The organism is Burkholderia sp. HI2761, assembly GCF_002223355.1.
Taxonomy (GTDB): domain Bacteria; phylum Pseudomonadota; class Gammaproteobacteria; order Burkholderiales; family Burkholderiaceae; genus Burkholderia.
The window spans coordinates 1,123,550-1,145,606 of sequence record NZ_NKFN01000004.1 but is presented as its reverse complement, the minus strand read 5'-3'; the positions used below and the strand labels follow the sequence as shown (position 1 = coordinate 1,145,606).

At 64.8% G+C, this 22,057-nt stretch carries 36 protein-coding genes; 34 read left to right on the top strand and 2 right to left on the bottom strand.

Features of this window, described 5'->3' with window-relative positions:
- The first annotated feature begins 478 nt into the window (after window positions 1–478).
- The 27 genes from CFB46_RS12025 to CFB46_RS11905 all read left to right on the top strand — a co-directional run bounded on the left by CFB46_RS12025 (window position 479) and on the right by CFB46_RS11905 (window position 17,931).
- Window positions 479–949: a helix-turn-helix domain-containing protein gene (locus CFB46_RS12025; protein ID WP_227789502.1), complete on the top strand. Its 471-nt coding sequence runs from the start codon at window positions 479–481 to the stop codon at window positions 947–949.
- A gap of 814 nt (window positions 950–1,763) precedes the next feature.
- The gene (locus CFB46_RS12020) at window positions 1,764–2,243 is read left to right on the top strand and encodes a hypothetical protein (RefSeq protein ID WP_227789503.1); all 480 of its coding nucleotides are present in this window, start codon (window positions 1,764–1,766) and stop codon (window positions 2,241–2,243) included.
- A 28-nt stretch (window positions 2,244–2,271) separates the two neighbouring features.
- Window positions 2,272–2,541, top strand: coding sequence for a hypothetical protein (locus CFB46_RS12015; protein ID WP_089500066.1), 270 nt, complete (start codon window positions 2,272–2,274; stop codon window positions 2,539–2,541).
- Window positions 2,542–2,570: 29 nt separating this feature from the next.
- Window positions 2,571–2,810 carry a hypothetical protein gene (locus CFB46_RS35220; RefSeq protein WP_143751613.1) on the top strand — a complete coding sequence of 80 codons (240 nt, stop codon included), beginning with the start codon at window positions 2,571–2,573 and terminating at the stop codon, window positions 2,808–2,810.
- 47 nt (window positions 2,811–2,857) lie between these two features.
- Window positions 2,858–3,109, top strand: a complete 252-nt coding sequence (locus tag CFB46_RS12010; RefSeq protein WP_089500065.1) for a hypothetical protein — start codon at window positions 2,858–2,860, stop codon at window positions 3,107–3,109.
- The gene (locus CFB46_RS12005; protein WP_089500064.1) at window positions 3,106–3,528 is read left to right on the top strand and encodes a hypothetical protein; all 423 of its coding nucleotides are present in this window, start codon (window positions 3,106–3,108) and stop codon (window positions 3,526–3,528) included. Before CFB46_RS12010 ends, CFB46_RS12005 begins: the two co-directional genes overlap by 4 nt.
- A 1-nt stretch (window position 3,529) precedes the next feature.
- Window positions 3,530–3,880: a hypothetical protein gene (locus tag CFB46_RS12000; protein ID WP_089500063.1), complete on the top strand. Its 351-nt coding sequence runs from the start codon at window positions 3,530–3,532 to the stop codon at window positions 3,878–3,880.
- Entirely contained in the window at window positions 3,877–4,122 is a 246-nt protein-coding gene (locus CFB46_RS11995; protein ID WP_089500062.1) for a hypothetical protein, read from the top strand. Before CFB46_RS12000 ends, CFB46_RS11995 begins: the two co-directional genes overlap by 4 nt.
- Window positions 4,122–4,304: a hypothetical protein gene (locus CFB46_RS11990; protein ID WP_089500061.1), complete on the top strand. Its 183-nt coding sequence runs from the start codon at window positions 4,122–4,124 to the stop codon at window positions 4,302–4,304. The genes CFB46_RS11995 and CFB46_RS11990 overlap by 1 nt, the downstream gene beginning before the upstream one ends.
- Window positions 4,301–4,468, top strand: coding sequence for a hypothetical protein (locus CFB46_RS35875; RefSeq protein WP_179235061.1), 168 nt, complete (start codon window positions 4,301–4,303; stop codon window positions 4,466–4,468). The genes CFB46_RS11990 and CFB46_RS35875 overlap by 4 nt, the downstream gene beginning before the upstream one ends.
- Window positions 4,465–4,608, top strand: coding sequence for a hypothetical protein (locus CFB46_RS35870; protein ID WP_179235060.1), 144 nt, complete (start codon window positions 4,465–4,467; stop codon window positions 4,606–4,608). Before CFB46_RS35875 ends, CFB46_RS35870 begins: the two co-directional genes overlap by 4 nt.
- A gap of 119 nt (window positions 4,609–4,727) precedes the next feature.
- A complete protein-coding gene (locus CFB46_RS11985; protein WP_089500060.1) occupies window positions 4,728–5,027 on the top strand; it encodes a KTSC domain-containing protein in 300 nt (99 codons plus the stop codon).
- Window positions 5,024–5,833 carry a RecB family exonuclease gene (locus tag CFB46_RS11980; protein WP_089500059.1) on the top strand — a complete coding sequence of 270 codons (810 nt, stop codon included), beginning with the start codon at window positions 5,024–5,026 and terminating at the stop codon, window positions 5,831–5,833. Before CFB46_RS11985 ends, CFB46_RS11980 begins: the two co-directional genes overlap by 4 nt.
- Window positions 5,834–5,844: 11 nt before the next feature.
- Entirely contained in the window at window positions 5,845–7,044 is a 1,200-nt protein-coding gene (locus CFB46_RS11975) for a hypothetical protein (RefSeq protein WP_089500058.1), read from the top strand.
- 30 nt (window positions 7,045–7,074) lie between these two features.
- On the top strand, window positions 7,075–7,956 hold the full coding sequence (locus tag CFB46_RS11970) for a DNA translocase FtsK (protein WP_089500057.1): 882 nt from the start codon (window positions 7,075–7,077) through the stop codon (window positions 7,954–7,956).
- Window positions 7,953–9,719, top strand: a complete 1,767-nt coding sequence (locus CFB46_RS11965) for an AAA family ATPase (RefSeq protein WP_089500056.1) — start codon at window positions 7,953–7,955, stop codon at window positions 9,717–9,719. The genes CFB46_RS11970 and CFB46_RS11965 overlap by 4 nt, the downstream gene beginning before the upstream one ends.
- A complete protein-coding gene (locus CFB46_RS11960) occupies window positions 9,716–10,333 on the top strand; it encodes a 1-pyrroline-5-carboxylate dehydrogenase (protein WP_089500055.1) in 618 nt (205 codons plus the stop codon). Before CFB46_RS11965 ends, CFB46_RS11960 begins: the two co-directional genes overlap by 4 nt.
- Window positions 10,334–10,416: 83 nt before the next feature.
- Window positions 10,417–10,914, top strand: coding sequence for a zinc-finger-containing protein (locus CFB46_RS11955; protein ID WP_089500054.1), 498 nt, complete (start codon window positions 10,417–10,419; stop codon window positions 10,912–10,914).
- On the top strand, window positions 10,911–11,048 hold the full coding sequence (locus CFB46_RS11950) for a hypothetical protein (RefSeq protein WP_227789504.1): 138 nt from the start codon (window positions 10,911–10,913) through the stop codon (window positions 11,046–11,048). The genes CFB46_RS11955 and CFB46_RS11950 overlap by 4 nt, the downstream gene beginning before the upstream one ends.
- A 33-nt stretch (window positions 11,049–11,081) precedes the next feature.
- Window positions 11,082–11,678: a hypothetical protein gene (locus CFB46_RS11945; RefSeq protein WP_089500053.1), complete on the top strand. Its 597-nt coding sequence runs from the start codon at window positions 11,082–11,084 to the stop codon at window positions 11,676–11,678.
- Window positions 11,675–12,157 carry a hypothetical protein gene (locus CFB46_RS11940; RefSeq protein WP_089500052.1) on the top strand — a complete coding sequence of 161 codons (483 nt, stop codon included), beginning with the start codon at window positions 11,675–11,677 and terminating at the stop codon, window positions 12,155–12,157. The genes CFB46_RS11945 and CFB46_RS11940 overlap by 4 nt, the downstream gene beginning before the upstream one ends.
- Before the next feature lie 100 nt (window positions 12,158–12,257).
- Window positions 12,258–14,162, top strand: a complete 1,905-nt coding sequence (locus CFB46_RS11935; protein ID WP_089500051.1) for a DNA cytosine methyltransferase — start codon at window positions 12,258–12,260, stop codon at window positions 14,160–14,162.
- Between the two features lie 271 nt (window positions 14,163–14,433).
- Window positions 14,434–14,859, top strand: a complete 426-nt coding sequence (locus tag CFB46_RS11925; protein ID WP_227789505.1) for a hypothetical protein — start codon at window positions 14,434–14,436, stop codon at window positions 14,857–14,859.
- Window positions 14,860–14,867: 8 nt separating this feature from the next.
- On the top strand, window positions 14,868–15,821 hold the full coding sequence (locus CFB46_RS36375; RefSeq protein ID WP_227789506.1) for a hypothetical protein: 954 nt from the start codon (window positions 14,868–14,870) through the stop codon (window positions 15,819–15,821).
- Entirely contained in the window at window positions 15,818–16,318 is a 501-nt protein-coding gene (locus CFB46_RS11915) for a hypothetical protein (RefSeq protein ID WP_089500049.1), read from the top strand. Before CFB46_RS36375 ends, CFB46_RS11915 begins: the two co-directional genes overlap by 4 nt.
- 10 nt (window positions 16,319–16,328) lie before the next feature.
- On the top strand, window positions 16,329–17,438 hold the full coding sequence (locus CFB46_RS36370; protein ID WP_227789507.1) for a hypothetical protein: 1,110 nt from the start codon (window positions 16,329–16,331) through the stop codon (window positions 17,436–17,438).
- Window positions 17,428–17,931, top strand: coding sequence for a hypothetical protein (locus CFB46_RS11905; RefSeq protein WP_089500048.1), 504 nt, complete (start codon window positions 17,428–17,430; stop codon window positions 17,929–17,931). Before CFB46_RS36370 ends, CFB46_RS11905 begins: the two co-directional genes overlap by 11 nt.
- A gap of 53 nt (window positions 17,932–17,984) precedes the next feature.
- Here the strand turns inward: CFB46_RS11905 and CFB46_RS11900 are convergent, their stop codons facing one another.
- Both CFB46_RS11900 and CFB46_RS11895 read right to left on the bottom strand, forming a co-directional pair.
- Window positions 17,985–18,545, bottom strand: a complete 561-nt coding sequence (locus CFB46_RS11900) for a hypothetical protein (protein ID WP_143751612.1) — start codon at window positions 18,543–18,545, stop codon at window positions 17,985–17,987.
- An 8-nt stretch (window positions 18,546–18,553) separates the two neighbouring features.
- Window positions 18,554–18,763, bottom strand: coding sequence for a hypothetical protein (locus tag CFB46_RS11895; protein ID WP_089500046.1), 210 nt, complete (start codon window positions 18,761–18,763; stop codon window positions 18,554–18,556).
- Between the two features lie 36 nt (window positions 18,764–18,799).
- Here CFB46_RS11895 and CFB46_RS11890 point away from each other — a divergent pair, with 36 nt between their 5' ends.
- From CFB46_RS11890 to CFB46_RS11860, 7 genes are read left to right on the top strand one after another with little or no spacing between them, the layout of a single operon-like run.
- Window positions 18,800–19,360 (top strand): hypothetical protein, encoded by a 561-nt coding sequence (locus tag CFB46_RS11890; protein WP_089500045.1) that lies wholly within the window; start codon window positions 18,800–18,802, stop codon window positions 19,358–19,360.
- Window positions 19,357–19,593 carry a hypothetical protein gene (locus tag CFB46_RS11885; protein WP_089500044.1) on the top strand — a complete coding sequence of 79 codons (237 nt, stop codon included), beginning with the start codon at window positions 19,357–19,359 and terminating at the stop codon, window positions 19,591–19,593. Before CFB46_RS11890 ends, CFB46_RS11885 begins: the two co-directional genes overlap by 4 nt.
- Window positions 19,590–19,970 carry a hypothetical protein gene (locus CFB46_RS11880; protein WP_089500043.1) on the top strand — a complete coding sequence of 127 codons (381 nt, stop codon included), beginning with the start codon at window positions 19,590–19,592 and terminating at the stop codon, window positions 19,968–19,970. The genes CFB46_RS11885 and CFB46_RS11880 overlap by 4 nt, the downstream gene beginning before the upstream one ends.
- Entirely contained in the window at window positions 19,967–20,935 is a 969-nt protein-coding gene (locus CFB46_RS11875; RefSeq protein ID WP_089500042.1) for a phage Gp37/Gp68 family protein, read from the top strand. Before CFB46_RS11880 ends, CFB46_RS11875 begins: the two co-directional genes overlap by 4 nt.
- The gene (locus CFB46_RS11870) at window positions 20,932–21,132 is read left to right on the top strand and encodes a hypothetical protein (RefSeq protein ID WP_089436584.1); all 201 of its coding nucleotides are present in this window, start codon (window positions 20,932–20,934) and stop codon (window positions 21,130–21,132) included. Before CFB46_RS11875 ends, CFB46_RS11870 begins: the two co-directional genes overlap by 4 nt.
- Window positions 21,125–21,820: a hypothetical protein gene (locus CFB46_RS11865; RefSeq protein WP_089500041.1), complete on the top strand. Its 696-nt coding sequence runs from the start codon at window positions 21,125–21,127 to the stop codon at window positions 21,818–21,820. Before CFB46_RS11870 ends, CFB46_RS11865 begins: the two co-directional genes overlap by 8 nt.
- Window positions 21,817–22,056, top strand: a complete 240-nt coding sequence (locus CFB46_RS11860) for a DUF4224 domain-containing protein (protein WP_089500040.1) — start codon at window positions 21,817–21,819, stop codon at window positions 22,054–22,056. Before CFB46_RS11865 ends, CFB46_RS11860 begins: the two co-directional genes overlap by 4 nt.
- Window position 22,057: the final 1 nt, after the last annotated feature.

Genomic DNA, 22,057 nt, shown 5'->3' with positions numbered 1-22,057 from the left:
ATGGACTACTGTCACGACGCGTTCACCCTGACGGCTGCGGTTCTCCGCGCGTTATGCACTGCACTGCCGCAGGAACAGAGGCTCGCCGTCGCTGAAGAACTTCGCGTTCAAGGGGAGCGCCTGAACGAATCAACGGACGAATCCATGGTGAGATTGGGCGGGACGCTATCCGCTTTCGCAGCACTGGCGCGGGGAGAACCCGACGAGGCGTCGGCAGTCGTTCGGGCACTTCAGCCCCGATAAAAGCGGCAAACGTCCCTGCACTCCTAGTAGCCCAACTCCTCACACTTCCTCCTTCGCCGGCTGAGCACACCGTTCTCCGTGCAGGACCCTCACACGATCGGCGATCGCAAACGAAACACGCGAGCCCCGGGCTCCCCTGAGAAGCGCGGAAATGAGGGATTGCGAGCACGGGATGAGACCGGCCAGCTGGGATTGGGTGAGCCCCGAACCGAGAAGGTCGGAGACGGCTTTTTGGATGTCCATGACCCAGTATCACATTTGTGTTTGTTCCGGTCAACACAAATCGAATGGGTCGTTCTATTACGATTGTGATATGTACACGCTAGCCGACAGACTTAAATGGGCGAGAGCCCGAGCCGGCCTATCCCAAGAGGAATTGGGCGCGAAGGCCGGCGTTTCCCAATCGACGATTGGGAACTTGGAGGCGGGGACGCGCAATAGCGCGCGCCGCCTTCCTCAAATTGCCGACACGCTCGGCGTCAATGCACTGTGGCTCGCCGAGGGGAAAGGCAAACCCATGTCGGATACGGAGGCCGCGGAAAGCTACGACTCTGCCCTGGTCACTGCAAGCGCAGGCGCGAAGGCTCTGATCGACGCGATCCTCAAGGCCGACAAAGCTGGTGAGCCAGCACAAACATTTGCGCTGATGCTTCGGATGCTTCCGAATCCGGACGAGCCGTTTCGCCTGGAAGAGCCTCACCGCTGATCGGCGTCAAATTCCAGTCATTCAAAAGTGCCCGCCGCCGCAGAGTAACGTTCCCCGATACCGCGCCGCGGGCCCAAACTCCTGGCCCCTGCAGTTCTACCAGCCAGTCATGCTGTCCGTCCGAGCATCGTTCGACCACCCGCACCAGCAGCCCTAGCCGGTCCGATACCCCGCATTTCGTCACGATCGCCAGATCTCCAGGCTTGCATCGCAGACGCCCCGTCACTTCTTGTTTCATCAGTCGCCCTCGTCTCTCTGCATCGAACACTGTATGAATGTACAGTAGTTTAGTACCAGATCCGTGTGCCTTTCAACTGGTGTCAGCAACCGCTTAACGGGCGGGCGTTTCCGCGCCCCTCACCGCCCCTTGTTACAAACTTTTCCCACCAAAATCACATTTGTGTTGACTGTGACAAATCACATATGTGATTATCTATTCCAACGCGACACCGATGCCGCGCCACCGCGAAAGCGGATCGCTCTTTAGACGGACCGGCAGGAGCTATGCCGGCATCGTGCAGACAATCGAAGGTAAGCCGGGACCGCGCAAGCGGAGCAACCGGCCGGCGCGATCAGCGTCGTGAGTCAGGACAGGCGCAGCGCGCTAGGCCGATGTTCGGCTACCGCTTGCAGGCTTGAGCGAACCTGACACAAGACAGCCAGCACCACGTGACCGATGGCTTTGTAATCGGCACAAACCTCGCGCGGCCCGGAGCCGGCACGGCCGGGAGTAGCCGGGCGCGCGAGTGATGCAGTTCTGACCGGTGGCGGTTCTTCTTCCGAGGCGTCACCAGTGAGAGCTGCGCATGCGGCAATGCAATTCAAGACTGCGATTTGGTTAGCAATCCTACTTTCAATGGAGAGCGCGATGCACACTCCTCGATCTCACCACCACAATCTGCGCGTTCTCGCGGCACGCGTCGAGCAACGCGCTGATCAGTTGCAGGCTGCTGCCGACGATGCCGCGCTGGCACGCGACGAGCGAAACGAAGCGATCGCCGAACGCGTCACGTTCGACGTGCTGCCGTTCTCGGCCGAGCAGATCGCCGTGCTCGACGCCGCGCTGCGCCGCGGCCACATCGAGGATCTGTACGAAGTCTGGAACACCTGCCAGGACGTCCTCAAGGCCGAGATCGCGCGCCGCATTGCAGCCGCCGATCTTGCCGCCGTGACACCGCGCTTCGCCATGACGACGTGCTCGTCGTGCGGCGCAGAGCTCGGGCCGGGCAACGCCGGCGTGAGTAGCTGCGCTGATCACCGCAAACGCGCGCTGCACATCGTGCGAACCGACTGACCCACTTCGATCTCATCAGGAGATAGACATGAGCTTCACGCCTCACATGGAACGGCCGCTGAATGGAGGAGTGCAAAAACTCTACCGCTTCGAAAACGGATTCGGAGCGAGCGTTGTGCAACACGATTTCAGCTACGGCGGAGACGTCGGACAGTGGGAGCTCGCCGTCGTCCGATTCGATGGTGATGAGTGGGACCTGGAGTACGGCACTGAGATCACCGACGACGTTATCGGCCGTCTCGATTGGAACGAGGTCGAGAGCCTGCTTTCGCGAATCAACGCCTTGCAGGTAGCGTGACCAAGCCGGCCCGCTACAGGAGAACGACAATGCGCATCACGTTTGAAAGGATTGGCGCCAAACGCACTGTTAGCTGGATCGATCCGGCCACCGGCAAGCGCCGCCAAAAAACTCGCAGCTTCGAACAGACCGTGAACCCGTTCAATCGCGACGCGAGCGGTCACCCGAAAGATCGCCGCACGATCAGCGTCGAGGTGAATCGCGATGCCGATCTCTGGAAGCTCAAGACCGAGAACGACATGCGCGACGGGATTTATCCCGCGGCTTGATCAACTGCGCCTGCCCTGCGGGCAATCACACCACACCGAGAGACCACATGAGCAAGGTCAACAACGGCGGCCCGGCATTTCCGTCGACCACGAAGACATACGTTGCGAAAGACGGCGACACCATGCACCAAGGCGCGAACGGCATGATGCTCCGCGACTACTTCGCCGCGAAAGCAATGGAAAGCTTGGCGCTTCAGCAAAACCTCTATTCCATCGATACGGTTGAAGGAGTCGAGGCGATCGCTGCAAACGCCTACGACCTGGCGGACGCCATGCTCCGCGCGCGAGGTGCAGCATGAGCGACCGCGACAAACTGTACCTGTCGGACGAACGCTACATCGCCGCGCTGAAGCGCTTTCGGCAGCGCATTGTCGACGGTCGCGAATATGCGGCGCACGACGATGATGAGCCCGGCTTCAAATCGAGCGGCTGCACGTGGGGCCTCTGCAGCGAAGAACCCGGCGATTGGGTAAAACCGATCGACATGCTGTTTCCCGAGACGAAGCATCGGCACACCCCGAAGTACCTCGAGAATCGACATCTCTGCCCACTCGACACGCGAACGCCGTCTCAGGAACTGATGAACGGATGTTTCCATACATGTCGGGCATTCCAGCGCAAGAACTGGCGTAAGCCGCTCGATCGCGAGGGGGTCGTCAAGCTCTACGACCAAAGATTGCGTGAGGCCGAAACCATGCTCGTCGCGCGAGGTGCCTGACATGAACGAGAACAAACATTCGGTCGGTCAAGCATGGTTGCAGCGCGCGAAGGAACTGGCGCAGGAGCGGGCTGATTCGAGCTTCGCGTATGGCGAGCTGCCGTCAGACGCCGGCGACAGCGCCTCGGCCGACGCCTATGCGCGCTCGATCGCGGCCGATCGGTCGCTCGACGCGCACCTTCAACCGATGGCGCACCTGATCGACGCGCTGCACTTGGTCGCCTCGAAGACCGTGCTCACGTCCGGCATCCGTGCCGTTGTCGACGACGCACTCGCGAAGGCAGGCTTCCGCGCGCCCATGCCAGCGTCGGATCCGGTCCGCCACATCACCATCGCTGGAATCGACCGATGAGCAACCTCAAATCTCCCGCCCAATGCGGCGACCTCGCTGAAAAGCTGATCGCCGACTACGTGCGTGAATCCGGTGCGTATGGCAACCCGAACGCGCTCGCGAACGTGATGGAAATGCTGATCAGCAAGGCAGCACTCGGCATCGCGATGGTCGGCAGCGAGACGATCGCGCAACAGATCCTCGACCGCACGAAGCACAACGTCGCGACGTTCGCCGAGCGCACCCTGCGGAGGACTCGTTGATGCGCGCCATTCATTTCCACCGCCCGGCATCCGACAACGCACTGCTGCGCGCCGCCGCGCGCGGCCAGCGCCTGCGCTACCTGATCGAGGGCTCGGTCTGGGCCGCGGCTTATGGTGCCGCGATCGGCGCGCTCTGGTTTGGCGCGCACCTCGCCGGCCCGTATTTGAGGAGCCTCGGATGACGCCCTTCGACTACCTCGGCGCACTGCTCGACCGGATCTATGAATGGAATCCCATAGCCGGTTACCTCATTGCGCTCACGATCGCCGCAGTGTGCACATTCGTGCTTGCCCGGCTCAACGCGGACGGCATGGCTGCGGCTGCCTTCGTCGTGAGGCCCGCATGAGCCGCTTCACTGATCACGCCGAGCGCTTCGAGATTCGTCACCCGCGCGCTGCTCGTGTGGTCGCGCTGGCGATATTCGCTGCCGTCGCGCTCCTCGCCGTCGCCATCGACAGCGTCACAAAGCACTTCGGGATTCTCTAAGAAGCACTCCCTCGCACTCCGCGAAGCGTCCCCCTGCGTTTCCCGATTCTCTCGCGCGCGCGTCGCTCGCTCGTGCGCTGTCGGCGCACGCCCCCACCATTCACCTGGAGCACCATGAGATGAAAACTATCGATACCCTGCCCGTCGAATCGTCGCAGATTCACAGCATCGGCTACGACGCCGAATCCGAAACGCTCGCGGTGCGCTTCAAGGATCGGAAGACCAGCGCGCCGACTTCGTTGTATCACTACACCGAGTTCACGCAGGCGAACTTCGACGCGCTCAAGGGCGCCGATTCGATTGGCTCGCACTTCTACAAGCACATCAAGCCGTTCCCCGAGCGTTTCCCCTACGTGTGCATCGAGAAAATGCCGGCACCGGCCGTGGACGTTGACGCTGAAACTGCGGGTGCGGCATGAATCCGTCGGTCTATACCGTGCGCGCGTCGAGCTGGGGGGCGCTTTTCGAATGCGCCTATCGGTGGGAGGCAATCCACCTCCTGAAGATGCGCAACGTCGTCGGTCTGCGCGCCGCGCTTGGCACCGCGATCCACGCAGGCACGGCTGCTTACGACCAGAGCGTGCTCGATGGCTCTGGCCTGACCGTCGACGACGCGGCCGGCGCATTCGTCGACAAGCTGCACGACCCATCGAACGAGTACAACCCGGCGAGCGACGATCTCAGCCTGAAGGAAGCGGAGCGCATCGGCATCTCGCTCACGACGAAGTACTGCCTCGAGATCACGCCGCGGTACGACTTCGTCGCGGTCGAGATGGAAACGAAGCCGCTCGACATCGACTGCGGCGGTGGGATCGTGGTCCGCCTCACCGGCACGATGGACCGCGCACGTGTCCGTCGCACGGCGCTCGGCCCGGGCATCGCCGACCTGAAGAGCGGATCGAAGGCTGTCGCGCAGGGCGTCGCTGTCACGAAGGGCCACGGCCCGCAGATCGGGACATACGAGCTGCTGTACGAGCACACGACCGGCGAGCAGATCGGCGACACCGCCGAGATCATCGGCCTGAAAACGAAAGGTACGCCTGAGGTCGCGACCGCCCCGGTCAAGAACGCCAAGCGCGTGATGCTCGGGACCGAGGAAACGCCGGGGCTGATCCAGTTCGCCGCCGACATGTTCCGCTCTGGTCGCTTCTTCCCCAATCCGAAATCTCTCCTCTGTGACCGTAAGTACTGCCCGCGCTACGGCACCTGCCAATTCCATGAATAACCGAGGTATCCATGTCCACGCCCACCACTCTCGAATCCGTCCGCTCGCCGCTGCCGCGCGAGGCCAACATGCCCGCCGTGGCCCCCGGCTTCGGCTCGCTGCAGTCGTTCGAGCTGATGCAGCGCGCGGCGAACCTTCTCGCTTCGTCGACGCTCGTGCCCGCCGCGTACCGCAAGGTAATCGAGAAGCTCGACAAGTACGGCAACGTGAAGGAATCGCGCGACAACCCGAATGCGCTCGCGAACGCCGTCGTCGCGCTGAACATGGCGCAGCGCATGGGCGCCGATCCGCTGATGGTGATGCAGAACCTGTACATCGTCGAGGGCCGGCCGTCCTGGTCGTCGCAGTGGATCATCGCCGCGGTGAACGGTTGTGGCCGCTTCTCGCCGCTGCGCTTCGACATCAAGGTGCTGGGCGCGAAGAACGTCGACTACGTCGAGACGTTCTGGGAGAACAACCAGCGCCAGAAGCGCACGATCAGCGTGCCGATCACGGACAAGGTCTGCGTGGCATGGGCCATCGAGAAAGAGACTGGCGAGCGGATCGAATCGCCTGCCGTGTCGATCGAGATGGCCGTCAAGGAAGGCTGGTACACGAAGAACGGCAGCAAGTGGCAGACGATGGACGAGGTCATGCTGCGCTATCGCACCGCGTCGTTCTTCGGGAAGCTGTACGCGCCCGAGCTGCTGATGGGCCTGACGAGCGTCGAGGAAGTGGCGGATATCGTCGACGTGCACGAAGACGGCAGTTACTCGGTCAACCGCTCGACGCTCGACGAGTTGCGCGCCGGCCGCGCGCAGCCGGCCGAGGAAGTCTCGCGCGCCACGCCGGCGCAAACCGGTCCCGTCACCGAATCGCGCGAAAACGCCGCGCCGCCGTCGGACGCGCACGCAGACCCCGTCGACGACCAGGGTGAACCGGGCGATGACGATGACGGCGACCAAGGCGGCTTCGACTTCGACGTGAGCGGTCTGGTGCTCGGCATCCGCGAGGACATCGAGTCCGCCAAGACGCCCGAGGACCTCGACCTCGCGCGCAGCGCAATCGCCGGTGTGCCGGACGAAACTGCCAAGGCCGAACTGAACGCCCTCGCCTCGGCGCGCATGCGCGCCATCACCGCCGCGGCTGAACAGGCGGCCGGCGGCAAGACAACCGCTCAGACGACCACGCCGGCGGGCCGCCGCCCGCGGAACCCCATCAACGCCGACTAACGCGCGCCAACCGCCGCCAAGGATTTCGACATGACCGACAAGAACGTCCTCCAGATGACCGCCGACAGTATCGGCAGAGACCTGCTCTCCGCGCTCGTTACCGAGATCAAGCTGATGCCTGACCTCTGGGTCAAGCTGTCCCAGAAAAAGCAGAACGACGTCATCGACCGGCTGCGTGCGCGCGTCGAGCACAACGTCAAGATGGCGACGCATCTGATCGCGAGCGACGGTCGCATCGTCGTGCAAGGTGATCTCGACCAGATCACGATCAAGGACGGCGTCAAGGCAGTCGTGAAATTCGGCGGCTCTCAGCCGAACCTGCACGAGCTCTACGAAGCGAGCGGCAAAGCCGTTCTGGTCGTTGTCGCGAACCCCGACGAGCACACCGGCGGCATGGACGAGATCCGCGGCGAATCGGATCAGCGCGGTCTGGACCTCGGCCAAGAGTACACGGACAACGACGGCGACGGGATGGACGGCGACAAACCCGACAGCGACGTCGTCGACGCCGAGTTCCGCGAAGTGCCGAAGCTCGGTGACGGCCCGACGCAGGCGCAGCTCGACGAACAGCATCAGGCTGGGCGGCAGGCGGCCGCCGAAGGAAAACCCGAAAGCGAATGCCCCGTGATGGCCGGCGAGCTGTGCATCGCATGGGTGAAGGGCTGGAAGGAGTGGTACGAGGAACAAGCCGCCTCCGGCAACGAGGATCCGCTGTACACCCAAGTCGAGGCGTTCGTGATCGAGCAGCAGAAGGTCACGATTTCCAGCGTCCAGCGCCAGTTCAAGATCGGCTACAACCGCGCCGCGCGGCTGGTCGAGCTGCTCGAAGCCAAGGGCGTCGTCAGCACGATGGATTCGGACGGCGGCCGCACGGTGCTGCGCCCGCGCGGCCCGCAAGGAGAAGCAGCGTGAAAATCACCGACATCTATGTCGCGAACGTTCTCGGGATCCGCGCGGCCGACGTGCGGCTCGCGAAGCCCGTCGCCCTCTTCACCGGTCCGAACGGCGCCGGCAAGAGCAGCCTGCAGGAAGCCGTACGCATGGCGCTCACCGGCGACACGGTGCGCGTCGCGCTGAAGAAGGAATACGGCTCGCTCGTCACCGAAGGGGCGGACGGCGGCCAGATCGTGGTCGCGTGCGGCGAGCAGGCGAACAGCGTCATGCTGCCGTCCGGGAAGCTCAAGCGAGAGCTCGACGAGGATCCCCGCCTTCCGCTGGTGCTCGACGCGCAGCGGTTCGCTCACCTCGGCGCGGCCGAGCGCCGGTCGTTCCTGTACGACCTGATGGGCGTGAAAATCGGCGTCGACGAAATGCGCGCTCGACTGCTCGACAAGCTCGGTTTCCGTGCCGACGCAGTGCCGGCGCCGGCCGCTGCGCGGCTCGCGGCCATCACGCCGATGTTGCGCGCAGGATTCGAGGCAGCGCACAAGGAAGCGGCGGACCGCGCGCGCGGCGCGAAGCAGTCGTGGCGCAACGCGACCGGCGAGACGTACGGCAGCCAGAAGGGAGCGACCTGGCGGCCGGCGCCGGTCGAATTCGACGAGGCAGCGTTGCGGAAGCTCACGGGCGACCGCGCGGCGCTCGACGACCGGATCGGCGAACTGCAGCAGCAGATCGGCGCAGCTGACGCGGCGGACACCGCGGCACGTGCGCGAGCGTCGAAAATCGCCGACCTGCGCACGCGCGCCGCCGGTTATGCGAAGGCGGTCGAGCTCGCGCAGCTCGCCGACGAGCAGGTCGCCGAATTTCTTCCCAAGGTCGAAGCGCTTCGGGTGCTCGCCGGCGCGGCGCCGGCCGGCACCGAATGTTCGTGCCCGGAATGCGGCGCGCTCCTGCGCTACCTCAACGGCGTGCTGTCGGCGGCCGCCGCAGTCGGCGCGCGCGACGCTGACGCGGCCGCGAAGCTTCCCGAGTACGAGCAGGGTTTGAAGACGCTGCAGAACGCCGTTGCGAACCGCAAGCGCGACCTGGAAGCGGCAGACGCTGCCGCGACGCAGCTGCGTGCGCTCGAAGACGACGCGGAGAACAGCGGCGCGGCCGCCGCGCGCGAGAGCGGCGACGCCGCGCGGTCGGAGCTGGCTGACCTGCAGCGCCGCCGGAAGCAGCTGGACACCGACATTGCGACGCTTCGCGAGATCGAGCGCCGCGCTGCTGGCGCTGCCGATCTGGCAAAGCAGGCTGCGGCGCTGCACGACGACGTCGCCGCGTACGAGGCGATCGCCGACGCGCTGGCGCCGAATGGCATCCCGGCCGACCTGCTCAGCGAAGCGCTAACGCCGATGAACGAGCGTCTCGTCGCGCTCGCCGAGATGTCCGAATGGGCCGACGTGACGATCACGCCGGAGATGGATATCTTCGCCGACGGGCGCGCCTACGCCCTGCTATCCGAATCGGAATGCTGGCGCGTCGACGCGCACATCGCTGCGGCGATCAGCTACTTCTCGGGCCTGAAGCTGCTCGTGCTCGATCGCGCCGACGTCTTGGTCGGCCCGGAGCGCGACCGACTGCTCTACTGGCTCGACGACCTGGCCTACACCGAGCAGATCGACACGGCGCTCGTGTTCATGAGCCTGAAGACGCCGCCCGGCGGCCTGCCGGAGGCGATCGAAGCATTCTGGGTCGAAGGCGGTCAGGTCGCGCCGGCCGGACAGCACGCAATACGGGAGGCAGCGTGAGAGAGGACATCGAGAAGTATCTCGCCGCGACGTCGGAAGCCACGGCGAAGGCGGTCGCGACCGGAACCGGCCTCCCGCAACTCGACGTGACGAAGGAGCTGAACCGGATGCTCGGCGAGGCGATCGTCGAGCGCGAGAAGCGCGCGGGCGGCGGCAACGAGTATGTGTACTGGCTCGCGCGCGGCGTTGCGCCGGTCCCGCCAGCCAACGCCGTGCCGGCGCCGGCCCCCGCTCTGTCGCTCGCGGAGGCCATTGCCAGCCTGCCGCCTTCGGCCGTCGCGGCCGACACCACACCGCGCGTCATCGCGGATCTGCGCGCCGAAGTCGAACGCCTCACCGCCGAGCGGGATGCCGCGCAGCTGAAGGCCGACACCTGGCGCGCGAACGCGGCAACGCTCGAGGCGCGCATCGACGAGCTGACGCTCGGCCCGGTCGGCGCGCGCGCACCACTGTTCGTGACGATCGGCAGGTATTGCAAGCCGAGGCGCCACGCATCGCTCGAGAAAGCTCAGCGGCGCGGCAGCGCGCTCGTACGCAGCGAAAAGGAATCCGAGGTGCTCGTGCTCGAGCCGGTCGGCCGGATCGTGCGCGGAACCCAATGGATGCCCCGATAGCAGCACCGCCGCGCGCCTTCCGTGCCTCGGATTGCGCGGCGCACTCGGGCGGCTCGCACAGCGCCCGTTTTTTCGATCTGACCATGCAAACGACGAAGACACCGTGGAATCCATCACGGCGCGCGACCGCTCGCGTCAAGAATCCTCTGCCGGCTCCGACGACATGCCCGTACGACGGCGGCCCCGTCGATATCGTGAACAACTCGGCGATCTACGGACGCGAGTATGGCGAGTGGCCGTGGGCGTTCCTCTGTCGCTCCTGCCGGGCATACGTCGGCCTGCACCCCGGCACGGCCATCCCACTCGGCACGCTGGCCGACGGGCCGACCCGTGAAGCGCGGAAACGCGCGAAAACCGCGTTCAACCCAATCTGGCAGTCCGGCGCTATGACGCGCACCGATGCTTACATCTGGTTGGCCCGACAGCTCGGCATCGCGAACCACGAGGAATGTCACATCGGCTGGTTCGATGTCGCTACTTGCGATCGCGTCGTGACTGTCATTCAACAGGAGTTCCCCCGATTACCGATACGCAAGACCCGCTCTGGCGCGCGCTCGCGCGCCTCGAACACGCCGAGTTGAGCGACACCGATCGTAACCTGCTGCGGCCGGCATTCGCCGCCATACACGGCAGCCACGCGATGCGCATCCCCGAGAACGTCGTCAAGCTGATCCGACGCCTCGACGCCAAGCTGCCGAAGACCGAACAGGCGTAACCCGCGACGCCGACACGCTACGAAGGAACCACTATGCCCACCGGATACACCGCCGACATCGCGAAAGGCATCACGTTCGAGCAGTACGCTTGGGACTGTGCGCGCGCATTCGGCGCGCTCGTCACGCTCCGCGACGATCCGCGCGCCCCGATCCCGGAACGCTTCGAGCCGGACACCTACTACCAAAAGCGTCTCGAAGAAGTGCACGCGACGCTCGAACGCATCAGCACGTGGACGCCTGACCAAGTCGTCACCGAATACCGGCGACAGTTCGACGCCAGGATGGTCGAGTACCAGGCACGCATCGACGCTGCCACTGCGCTCCGCGCGAAGTACGACGCGATGCTTGCGCAAGTCCGCGCATGGCAACCGCCCACGCCGAACCACGTCAACTACAAAGCGTTCATGGAGAGCCAGATCGTCGAATCCATCAAGTTCGACTGCTGCCTCGAATACGATAGTGCCCCGCTGCCGCAAGAGCCGGCGGCATGGCACGCCGAATGGATTGCCGATCTGAAGGCAACCGTCACGCGTTGCGAACAGCAGCAGCGGGATGAAGTGAAGCGCGCTCACGATCGTACGCAGTGGATCCAAGCGATCCGCGAAAGCTTCGCGAAGGAGCAGTCATGATTCGCGCCCTCCTCTTCATCATCAGCGGCCGACTGCCCTGCCGAATCATCAGCGACGCAGGCCGGCCCTACCTCGAGCGCTACTACCTGTTCACGCTGCTCGGCGTACGCGTCTACCTGCACCGCTTCGTCGATAGCGATCCCGATCGCGGCCTTCACGATCACCCTTGGCCGTGGGCCGTCTCGCTGATCCTCGCCGGCTGGTACTACGAACAGACGCGTGCCGGCACGAAGATCGTGCGCTGGTTCAACGCACTGATCGGCGACTCGTTCCATCGCGTGATCCTGCCGCGCGACCACGGCGTGCACGAGTGCTGGACAATCTTCGCGCACCGCGCGCGGCGCACGAAGGAATGGGGGTTTCTGCGCGACAAGGGCCAGTTGGGCCGCGTGTACACGGCACACAAGCCCGGCGCAGACGACCAATGGTGGAAGCGTGCCGCTCGCGGCCGCGCCGAGCCGCAGCGAATGCCTCGCTGAGACGACAGAGCATCCCGCGCGGCTTACCTCGGACTGCGCGGCCTTGAGGGGGCGCCGAATTTCGGCGCCCTTCTTTTTCCCGATTTCTTCTGTGGCATCTATGGACAATCAGCGCGTATACAACAGCTTCGGTTTCTGCTGCGGCCTCGGCGGCGGCGCGAAGGGCTTCACGAAAGCAACCTCGCGCGTCGGCAACATGACCGCGACATGGCGGTGCATCGGCGGCATCGACAACGATCCGGCAGCCGCGCGCGACTTTGAAACGCTGGTCGGCACGCCGTGCACGGTCATGGACCTGTTCACGCGCGAGCAGTACACCGCGTTCCACGGCGTCGAGCCGCCCGTGGGCTGGCGCGAAGCGACGCCCGACGACGTGCGCCGCGCCGCCGGCTACCAGCATCCGCACTGCGTGTTCATCTCGTCGCCGTGCAAGGGTGCGTCCGGGCTGCTGTCGGAAACGCTCAGCCGCACGCCGAAATACCAGGCGCTCAACGAGCTCACGCTGCGCTGCGTCTGGCTGATGTGTGAAGCGTGGAAGGACGACCCGGTCGAACTCATCGTGTTCGAAAACGTCCCCCGGCTCGCGACGCGCGGCCGCCACCTGCTGGACCAGATCGGCCAGCTTTTTCAGCACTACGGCTACGCCAAAAACGAGACGACGCACGACTGCGGCGTGATCGCCGGCCTCGCGCAGAGCCGCAAACGGTTCCTGCTCGTCGCGCGGCACATGGAGAAAGTGCCGGCGTGCCTGTACGAGCCGCCGGTGAAGCGTCTGCAAGGCGTCGGCACGCTGCTCGGCCGCATGCCGCTACCGGGCGATGTCGAGGCCGCCGGCCCGATGCACCGCGTACCGTCGCTGCAGTGGAAAACCTGGGTGCGACTGGCGTTTGTCGAGGCGGGAAGCGACTGGCGCAGCCTGAACAAGCTCGCGGTCGAGAACGGCCAACTGCGCGACTACCTGATCGTGCCGGACATGCACAACGGCGTGCTCGGCGTGAACCGCTGGGAGGAACCGTGCGGCGTCGTGGCCGGCGCGAGCCGCCCGGGCAATGGCACTTTTTCGGTAGCGGACCCGCGCGGGCCGGCCGACGCCGCGCAATACCAGCAGTACGGCGTACTCCACTGGAACGACCACGCCGGCACGATCACCGGTCAGAAATCGCCCGGGCAAGGCACTTTCAGCGTCGCGGACCCACGCCATCAGGGGCCGGCAAAGCACAACAACGAATTCCGGATCGTCCCCTGGCGCGATGCGGCCGGCGCAATCACCAGCGCGCACGGTACCGGTCAGTGCGTGCAGGATCCGCGGCCCACCGCCGAGTATCACAAGAACGCGTATCGGATCGTGTCGTGGGAGGACCATTCCGGAACCGTGACGGGCGAGTTCAAGGCATCGGGCGGTGGCGGTGTCGCCGATCCGCGCGCGAGCACCGGCTTCGAAGGCGCCGGCAAATACCGCGTTGCCGGCTTCGACGAGGCCGCCGGCACGGTCATCGCGCGCAGCGATAGCGGTCAAGGTGCGTTTGCCGTAGCCGATCCGCGCCCGGGCATGCGCCGCGAGCGCGGCGACGCATACCTCACCGGCGGCCACTACGGCGTGGTCGGATGGGATCAGCACAGCGGCGCGGTGTCGGCCGCCGCCAGCCACGATAACGGGCGCTGGTCAGTCGCGGATCCGCGCATGCCCGCGCCGAACGAGAAGACCGTCGCCGTGATCCGCGCGCTTGATGGCACGTGGCACCGGCCGTTCACCACTCTCGAGCTGGCTGTACTGCAATCGCTCGTCGAGCCGGAAGAATATCTCGAGCTCGACGGCCTGTCCGACCAGGCGTGGCGCGAGCGCATCGGCAACGCCGTGCCGCCGGACGCCGCGCAGGCAATCGCCGAGGTTATGGGCACCACGCTGCTGCTCGCCGAATCCGGCGAGACGTTCCGGCTTTCGTCGACACCGGTGTGGGTGCGGCCGGTTGCGGTCGCACTGACCGTCGCGCCGCAGACCTTCTAAGACGGAGGCACATGATGCCCTGCACCCCGTTTCGCTTTCCCGGCGGCATGTCCGGGATCATCTGCACACGAGGTCGTCGGCGTGTGCACCGCTGCTCGGTCGAGGGCTGCAACGCGCCGAGTGGCTACCAGTGCGATTTCCAGACGAAGCCGGGTAAGACGTGCGATCGGCACATGTGCGCGGTGCACGCGCATCAGGTTGGCGGCGACACCCACTTCTGCCCTACGCACCTCGCGGAGTCGAGCGGCAAAAAACAGGACGACCTATTCGCATGACCATCGAGGCTCACACCATGACCCATCACTCGAACGCCTCCACTCGGCCGCTGATCGTTGCCGCCGTGGTTGGCAGCATCGTGGCAACTGCCGGGTGCTCTGATGCCGACGTTGCATCCAACAACCTGTCGGCGGCCGCCGACAACTTCCAGATCAATCGCCGCATCGTGTTCTACAACGGGTTCACTGGCGAGTACATGCTGACCATCGAGGGCCTTTGCTCGAAGGACAACTCCAGCACCGACACGAAGCTCGCGATCATCTGCAAGACCGGTCCGAACGAATACAAGAAGCACTTCCTCGGACTGTCGAACAACGTGACGTACTTCATCGAGCAGCTCGAGCCCGCTCCGGCGAGCACGTACCACTACAAGGTCGTATTCAAGCCTTCGGTAATCGTGCCGGATATCTCCGTCAAGTGAGGACGACAATGACGACCAACACCTACGGCGGCTATACCGTCGACCAGCTGCGCGAGTTCATCCGCCACCACTACGACGCGGAACATGGCGGCGACAACATTGACGAACTCACGAACGACAGTTCAGCGAGTGTCAAGATCGTCCGCGACCTGCTCGACGCCATCGAGCCGCAGCAGGACGGCGATCTGCTGCGCCCGATCGCCCGCTGGGTCTACAACGCGGTGCGCGTCAACCTCGACCTGCTGCACGGGATCTGCAGCGAGTTCGGTTGCCAGCAGGGCGAAGACGTCGCGACGTGGCTGCGCGCGCGGCTGGCTGGTGTGCCGACGCCGTGCATGTGCAGCGGCGTGAGCCCTTGCGAAAAGCGGACGGACGGTTCCTGCCGACGGGAGCGCGCCGTCGCGGACGCTGCGGAACCGGTGGCGCGCATCAGCGCCGTAGGCGGCATCAATGGCATCGCCTGGCGCCATCGCGACATCGCCAGACTCGCGCCGGGAACGATGCTTTACGCGGGCGCGCAGCCTCCCGCGCCGGCACCTTTCCAGCATCGCGTGCAACCGTGGATGCTGGCGTGCTTCGGCGCCGAGATCTCGGCGGACAAGCTCGAGCGCAATCATCGGTTCTTCGAGGAGGCCGGCGAGCTCGTGCAGGCGTGCGGCATGACGCGCGAGGAAGCACACGCGCTGGTCGATTACACCTGGTCGCGGCCCGTCGGCGAGCCGACGCAGGAGGTCGGCGGCGTCATGGTCACGCTCGCCGCGCTGTGCCTGGCGAACGGCCTGTGCATGCACACCGCTGGCGAGACGGAACTCGCGCGCATCGGCGTACCGGCCATGATCGAGCAAATCCGCGCGAAGCAGTCGGCGAAGCCGAAGCACTCGCCTCTGCCGGGCCCTTTGGAGCCGCGCGCACCGTATGCATGGCGCGACACGGGCGCGCTTGAATCTGGAGACGAAAGATGACCACCCACAACGGAAAAGGCCCCGCTCCCGAACAGGCGAGCGAGGCGGCGCAACAGCGGCCGGAATTGGACAGTACCGACAGTACCTTTACGGAGGTTGTCCCGGTCGCCGACGGCATTGTCGACGCGCGCGCCGCTGTCGGCAATGAGACGAGTTCGAAAGTGAGCGAGAACGTAGCGTCGATCAAGGTCGAGATCGACTATGCCGCCGACGACAGTTGCCAGATGCAGTGCTGGGCGCGCGGACACCATGACCCCGCGGCATTCCTGGTGGCTTGTGAAGCGGCACTCGCGGATTGGGACGGCCGTGTCGCGTGCCTCGACGGAAAAACGGTGAAGCACCTGCATTGGCGCACCGTGCGCCCCGACGCCGAAACTGCCGCGCTCGGGGTCGTTGACTGCCTGCACGTCGAATCGAAGCCGGGCCGCGGTGCGTACGCGGTCACCGTGCTCGATGAATGGCTTCCCCTCTTCACGCCCATGGCGGCGACCGCGTAAGGACTCGACCATGACCACGGATATGACCCGCGCTGACGCGCTGATGGACGAATCGGCGCGGAAAATCGCGCATCGCATCTATTGCAACCTCGGATATTGTGGAAGTGACCCGCGCTGCTTCAATGGGGCAGATTCAGTCACGCAGCAGCGCTGGATTCGCGCGGTCAAAGATGCTGCGCCGCTATTCCCCGTAGCCGCTGTCGAGCGGCCCGGACCGATCACAGCGCAAACCGCGCTCGCCGCGATCGAGACGTTCGAGATCGTTGGCGAGAGCAATGATTCGCGCGAGCCGAACGCCGACGACCGTTTCATCCTGACCGAGTTCATCGCGCACGCGTTCGGCGGCTTCCGCGTCGCGCAGCCCGCAGCAGCGCCGACCATGCAGCACCACCTGCACGGGATCGCCCACGTTGATCTTGAACTGGTCGAACGCGAGGCGCGTGCGTTTGCTCCTGCCGCATCCGCACCCGCGCCGGCGAGCGAGCGGGCGGCGTTCAGCGTCGATGATCTCGACTTCGAGCCGGACGCGCAGCACACCATCGCTGACATGGCGAACATCGGCTACGCGCTGCTCGAACAGATTGCGCGGATGGCGCCCGGCTACCACTGGAACGATTCGCCGGTCGAGATCGTCAGCGACCTCATCAACGAACGCGACGAAGCCCGCGCCTCTGCCAACGAGACGAGGGCGGAAGGTGTCCGCGCATGGGAAACCGACGACGGCCGCGTAATCACCGATGAGCAGAAGAAGCGCATGCTCGCGAATGGGGGCGCCGAGGCTTCGTCAGTGCGTCCGTACGCACATTCGCTTTACCGTAGCGCCACCGCGCAGGCGGTGGAATCGGTGGCGATCTATCAGATCCTCACCGAGAATGGCGCGTGGCACGACACGACGCGGGAGTACTACGAGCGCGTCAAGAGCGATCCGGCGCTCGCGCGTGTCGTCTATGCCGCTCCGCAGCCTCCCGCGCCGTCAGACGCTCGGGAGCGACTGACCGACGATCTGGTCGACACGCTGAAGCTCGCGATCGGTTACATCGGCAGTTCCATACGCGACGATCGGCAGGAGCACATCGCTCGAATCCGCGTCCTTTTCCAAGGAGCCGACCATGCCGAATGACAACATGCTGACGGCAGAACAGATCGGAAGGGCATGGCGCGCCTCCGGCGCTGTGTCGGCCACCCCGCCCGACTGGGCGCTCAAGTTCGCCTGTGCTATCGAGCGCGAAGCTCTCGCCGCCCATCCGAGCCATCCGGGTCCCGCCGACGCGCTTCTGTACGAACATGATGACGGAAGCTATGCAGTCGCTCTGACCGCGGAAGACGCCATCTTCACGCGCGGTGACCCTGCATGGCATCGCGCCGGGCCGGTGACGGTCTATGGCTCAACGGCGGTCGCGCGATCGGCAAGCCAGCCGGAGCCGCATGCGTCGGCCGGCGTCATCGCGGCCGCGCGTGCAGTGATCGAAGCCGACCGTGCGCAGACGCTCACGACCGAGCACGTCAATGCGCTCGACCACGCGATCAAGATCCAGCACGGCGAACTGACGTTGCCGGAGCCGCGCGCCGAGGTAACGGACGATAAGGAATGCGCGGGAGAAAGCCACGAGTAAAAGTCCGGTAAGCGCGACGAGCGGCCTCTCAAAATCGTCCGCGTTAAAGCTTTCTACAGTGTTGGATCAAGCACACCTTCGATCCAACCGATCTCCCGAAACAGTCGTTCCCAAAATGAAATTGCATCCGCAAGCATCTTGCTCGCTTCGATCACGTCACCCTCGAACGAAACGGCCCATCGGAACAAGTACCTCTCGTCACCGTCGATCACTTGTTCGTACAAGTTGACGTACGTCTGGATCGTTTCGTCTGGAAATTTGTCTACTTCTACGTGCTTACTCGCAGTGGCCATGACCCTGCAAATCCGATTCGCGTAGCATGCCTTTTGCACGGCAATAGCCAAATCGGATTGCTTGACAATTTCCATCCCGAGTTGGGCCGCTAGGCGTTCCTTGTCATCTTCATTCGCATTTTTGAATGTCCAATCGACAAGATGCCAGATTGACAGACAGGCATTGAAGGCGTGATCTGCACTGCGCAAGTAGTCGTCACATTCGTTGAAGGCAACTACTTCTCTCGCAGCCTTGTGAAACAAATGCACAGCCGTTGACACGCCAAACGACTGACGCAATCTGTCAGGGATTTCGGGGAGAAGTGAGTCTCGAATGCTCATGATGTCAATCATCCGTACCGGCTCAGCCACTCGACCGAGAAATTCTTCGCGTACGCGATGGCCGCGGACTCGGTGCCAAATTCACCGAGCGAGCGGAATGCTGCCTCGCGGCTGAATCCCACCTTCGTCACTTCGACCTGCGCGGCGAACTTGCCGTCGTCTGTCGGGCGTGGCGTGCAGTTCATCTCGTACCCACGCATCAGGAAAACCGTCTTCATCTGGTGCTCGCTGGAAAAATCCGGAGGAATCGTAGCATGTCGACGTCGACACACAACCTGTGGACGACCGCCGAGGCGCGCCTGCTCGCCCGCCTCTATCCGTCTCCCATCCGGGCCAAGGCTCTGTACGCCGCGTTTCCGCGTCATTCGCGTAAGTCTGTCCAGACCTTTGCCGCAAGGGTGCTCAAGATCAAGCGGGCGCGGCGCGACTACAGGTCGCGCGCGACGCCGGCGTGGGACAGGATGCGTGCCATTCTCGAGCGGGAGCAGCTCTCGGTTCGCGAGCTGGTGAAACGCTGCGGCGTGTCGCAGCAACGCGTCAGCGAGCTCCTGACGATTCACCGCACGGAAGTGCATATCGTCGACTGGATTCCTCCCACCGGGCGAGCTCAGTGGCGCGCGGTCTGGGCAGTCGGCGCCGGGCCCGATGTGCCATGCCCGGCAGCGATCAAAACCGAAGCGGCTCGAGCGGCACGCGACGCCATGAAGCGCAATCCGTTCCTCGCCGCCGCGGGTCTCGTGACGATCCCGGCCGGCGAGCGCGGCCGCGTTTTTCAGCAGCCCATGGATATCGACGACGAGGACCTCGCCGCATGAGCACCCGAACCATCATTGAAATCAACCACGACTTCCTGCATCGACTGCTGAACGATCCCCACGGCCTCGCCGACACACTGCGCTCGGTCTGCTGCGACCACCAAGCCGAGCTCAACGACGACAACGGCCGCGGCCGGCCGCTCGACCTCGCTGGCGGCATTCGTATCATCTATCGCCGACACCACAGCGAGGAAGCGCGCCTCATCACGAAATACGTGGACATCCAGATATGAGCCCTCTTTTCTATGTTCAGGACAGCCGCTCATTCGTAGGCAACGACGTTCTGTGGTGGGCTCAGGGCGGCAACGGATACACGACCGATCTGCGCAAAGCGCACGTGTACACGCAGGAAGAGGCGCAGGCACGCCACAACGAGCGCGCGACCGACATCCCGTGGCCGAAGGACTACATCGACTCGAAGTGGCGGCCGGCCGTCGACGCCCAGCACATCAAGCGCGACGAGGCGCTCACCGGGACCGGAATCACGTTGACCCAGCCTCGGAAGCTGCACGCCGACCGCGTGAATTGCGTGGGATGCGGCCGCTTCCTACGAGACGCTGACCGTTATTCCCTTGATTGCCCCAACTGTGGCGCGGACAACAGCCCATGAGCGAGAACACAAAAATCGAGTGGTGCGACCACACGTTCAACCCGTGGGAAGGCTGCCAGAAGGTCGGCCCGGGCTGCGATCACTGCTACGCCGAGTCGCGCAACGCGCGCTACGGCGGCGGCACCGCCGTGAACTGGGGGCCCGGTGCGCCGCGCCGCCGCACGTCGCCGGCGAACTGGCGCAAGCCGCTCGCATGGGAAGCCGCGCACGCCGACTTCTTCGCCGCGCACGGCCGCCGCCAGCGCGTGTTCTGCGCTTCGCTCGCGGACGTGTTCGATAACGCGGTCGACCCGTCATGGCGCGCGGACCTGTTCGACCTGATCGAGCGCACGCCGAACCTCGACTGGTTGCTGCTGACGAAGCGGATCGGCAACGTCATGCCGATGGTCAGCGAAGCCGCCCAGCATCAATTCGATCTCGACCGTCTCGAAAAGCCGCGCCTGCACGACAACGTCTGGATCGGCGCGACGATCGTGAACCAGGAAGAGGCCGACCGCGATATCCCGAAGCTGCTCACAGTGCCGGCGCGCGTGCGCTTCCTGTCGATCGAACCGATGCTGGGGCCGATCGATCTGCTGTGGCCCGCGACGCTGTGGCCCGATGGCCCAGCCCGCTGCTGCAGCGGGCACGAATGCGGATGCGGCGGACAACCGATCGATCCGTGGCTGATCTATGGCGTCAACTGGGTCATCGCCGGCGGAGAAAGCGGCCCCGGCGCGCGTCCGATGCATCCCAACTGGGCCCGCTCGCTGCGCGACCAATGCGCGGCCGCCGGCGTGCCATTCCTGTTCAAGCAATGGGGTATGTGGATCGACCACGATCAACGTGGCGTCGATATGCTCGGCACCGTGCATTCGCCCCTCCACGAATGGCCAGACGGCAGGCATTCCGTTCGCCTTGGCAAGCGCGCCGCCGGCCGCCACCTCGACGGCCGCACGCATGACGAATTCCCGGAGGCACGATGAAATCCGAATTCAAGATCCAGCGGCCCGACGACGTGCCGATGACGCTGACCATGACGATGACGCTCGGCGAGTGGAAGAAGCTGCAGGCGCAGCTCGCGACGACGTACCCGTCGTGGAAGTTGTCCTCCAACATCGGGGCAATGGTGCGTCTCGCGACTACAACGTTCGCCGAGACGAAGGAGCTCGACTATGACTGAGCACCCCATCCTCTTCAACGAGCCGATGTCGGCCGCCGCGCGCGCCGGTCGGAAGTCGCAGACGCGCCGCTTGGTGAACTGGCGCACCGTGCGGCCCGGATTGAATCTCCAGTTCGCCGGCCTGACCGCCAGCGCTGTCGGAAACGCGTGGGTTCTTGAATCGCCCACCCGCGCGTCACATGAATGGCGGTGCGCGCCGACACGCTGCCCGTACGGCGTGCCGGGCGACCAGCTCTGGGTGCGTGAAACGCACATCGCATACGGCCGGTGGGAGACGCGCTACAGCGCGAAGAAGGAACGCGACGAGTGGCACTTCGTCGACATGACGATCGAGACCGGCCGCGAATACCGCTTCGACGGCGAAGTGCCGAACGCCGCGCGCGGCGGCGTCCTGCCGGCGTGGTGGCGACGCCCGTCGATCTTCATGCCGCGCGCCGCCGCGCGCACGCTGCTCGAAGTGATCGGCGTGCGCGTCGAGCGCCTTCACAGCATCAGCGAGCCCGATGCGCGCGCCGAAGGCGTGACGATCGAGGACCATCACATCCGCGGCTACAGCGCCGGAGCCTTCCGGCCGCCGAGCATCCGAGCCTTTCATGAGCTGTGGGACAGCCTGAACGCCGCGCGCGGGCACGGCTGGGACGCGAACCCCTGGGTCTGGGTCGTGGAATTTCGAAGGATCGAACCATGAGCATCTACCTCACCACGCCGGAGCTGGCCGAGCTGGTCGGCTGTAAGCCGCGTAGCCACGCCTGCATGAAGCGCTGGCTCGAGCGCAATCACTGGCCGTTCGCGGTCAACATCGCCGGCGTGCCGCTCGTCGCGCGCGAGTACTACGACGCCCGCATGAACGGCACCGCAGCGCCATCACCTGCGCGCCGGCAGCGCGCCGCCGCCTCAGAAGAACCGAACTTCGCCGCACTTTGAT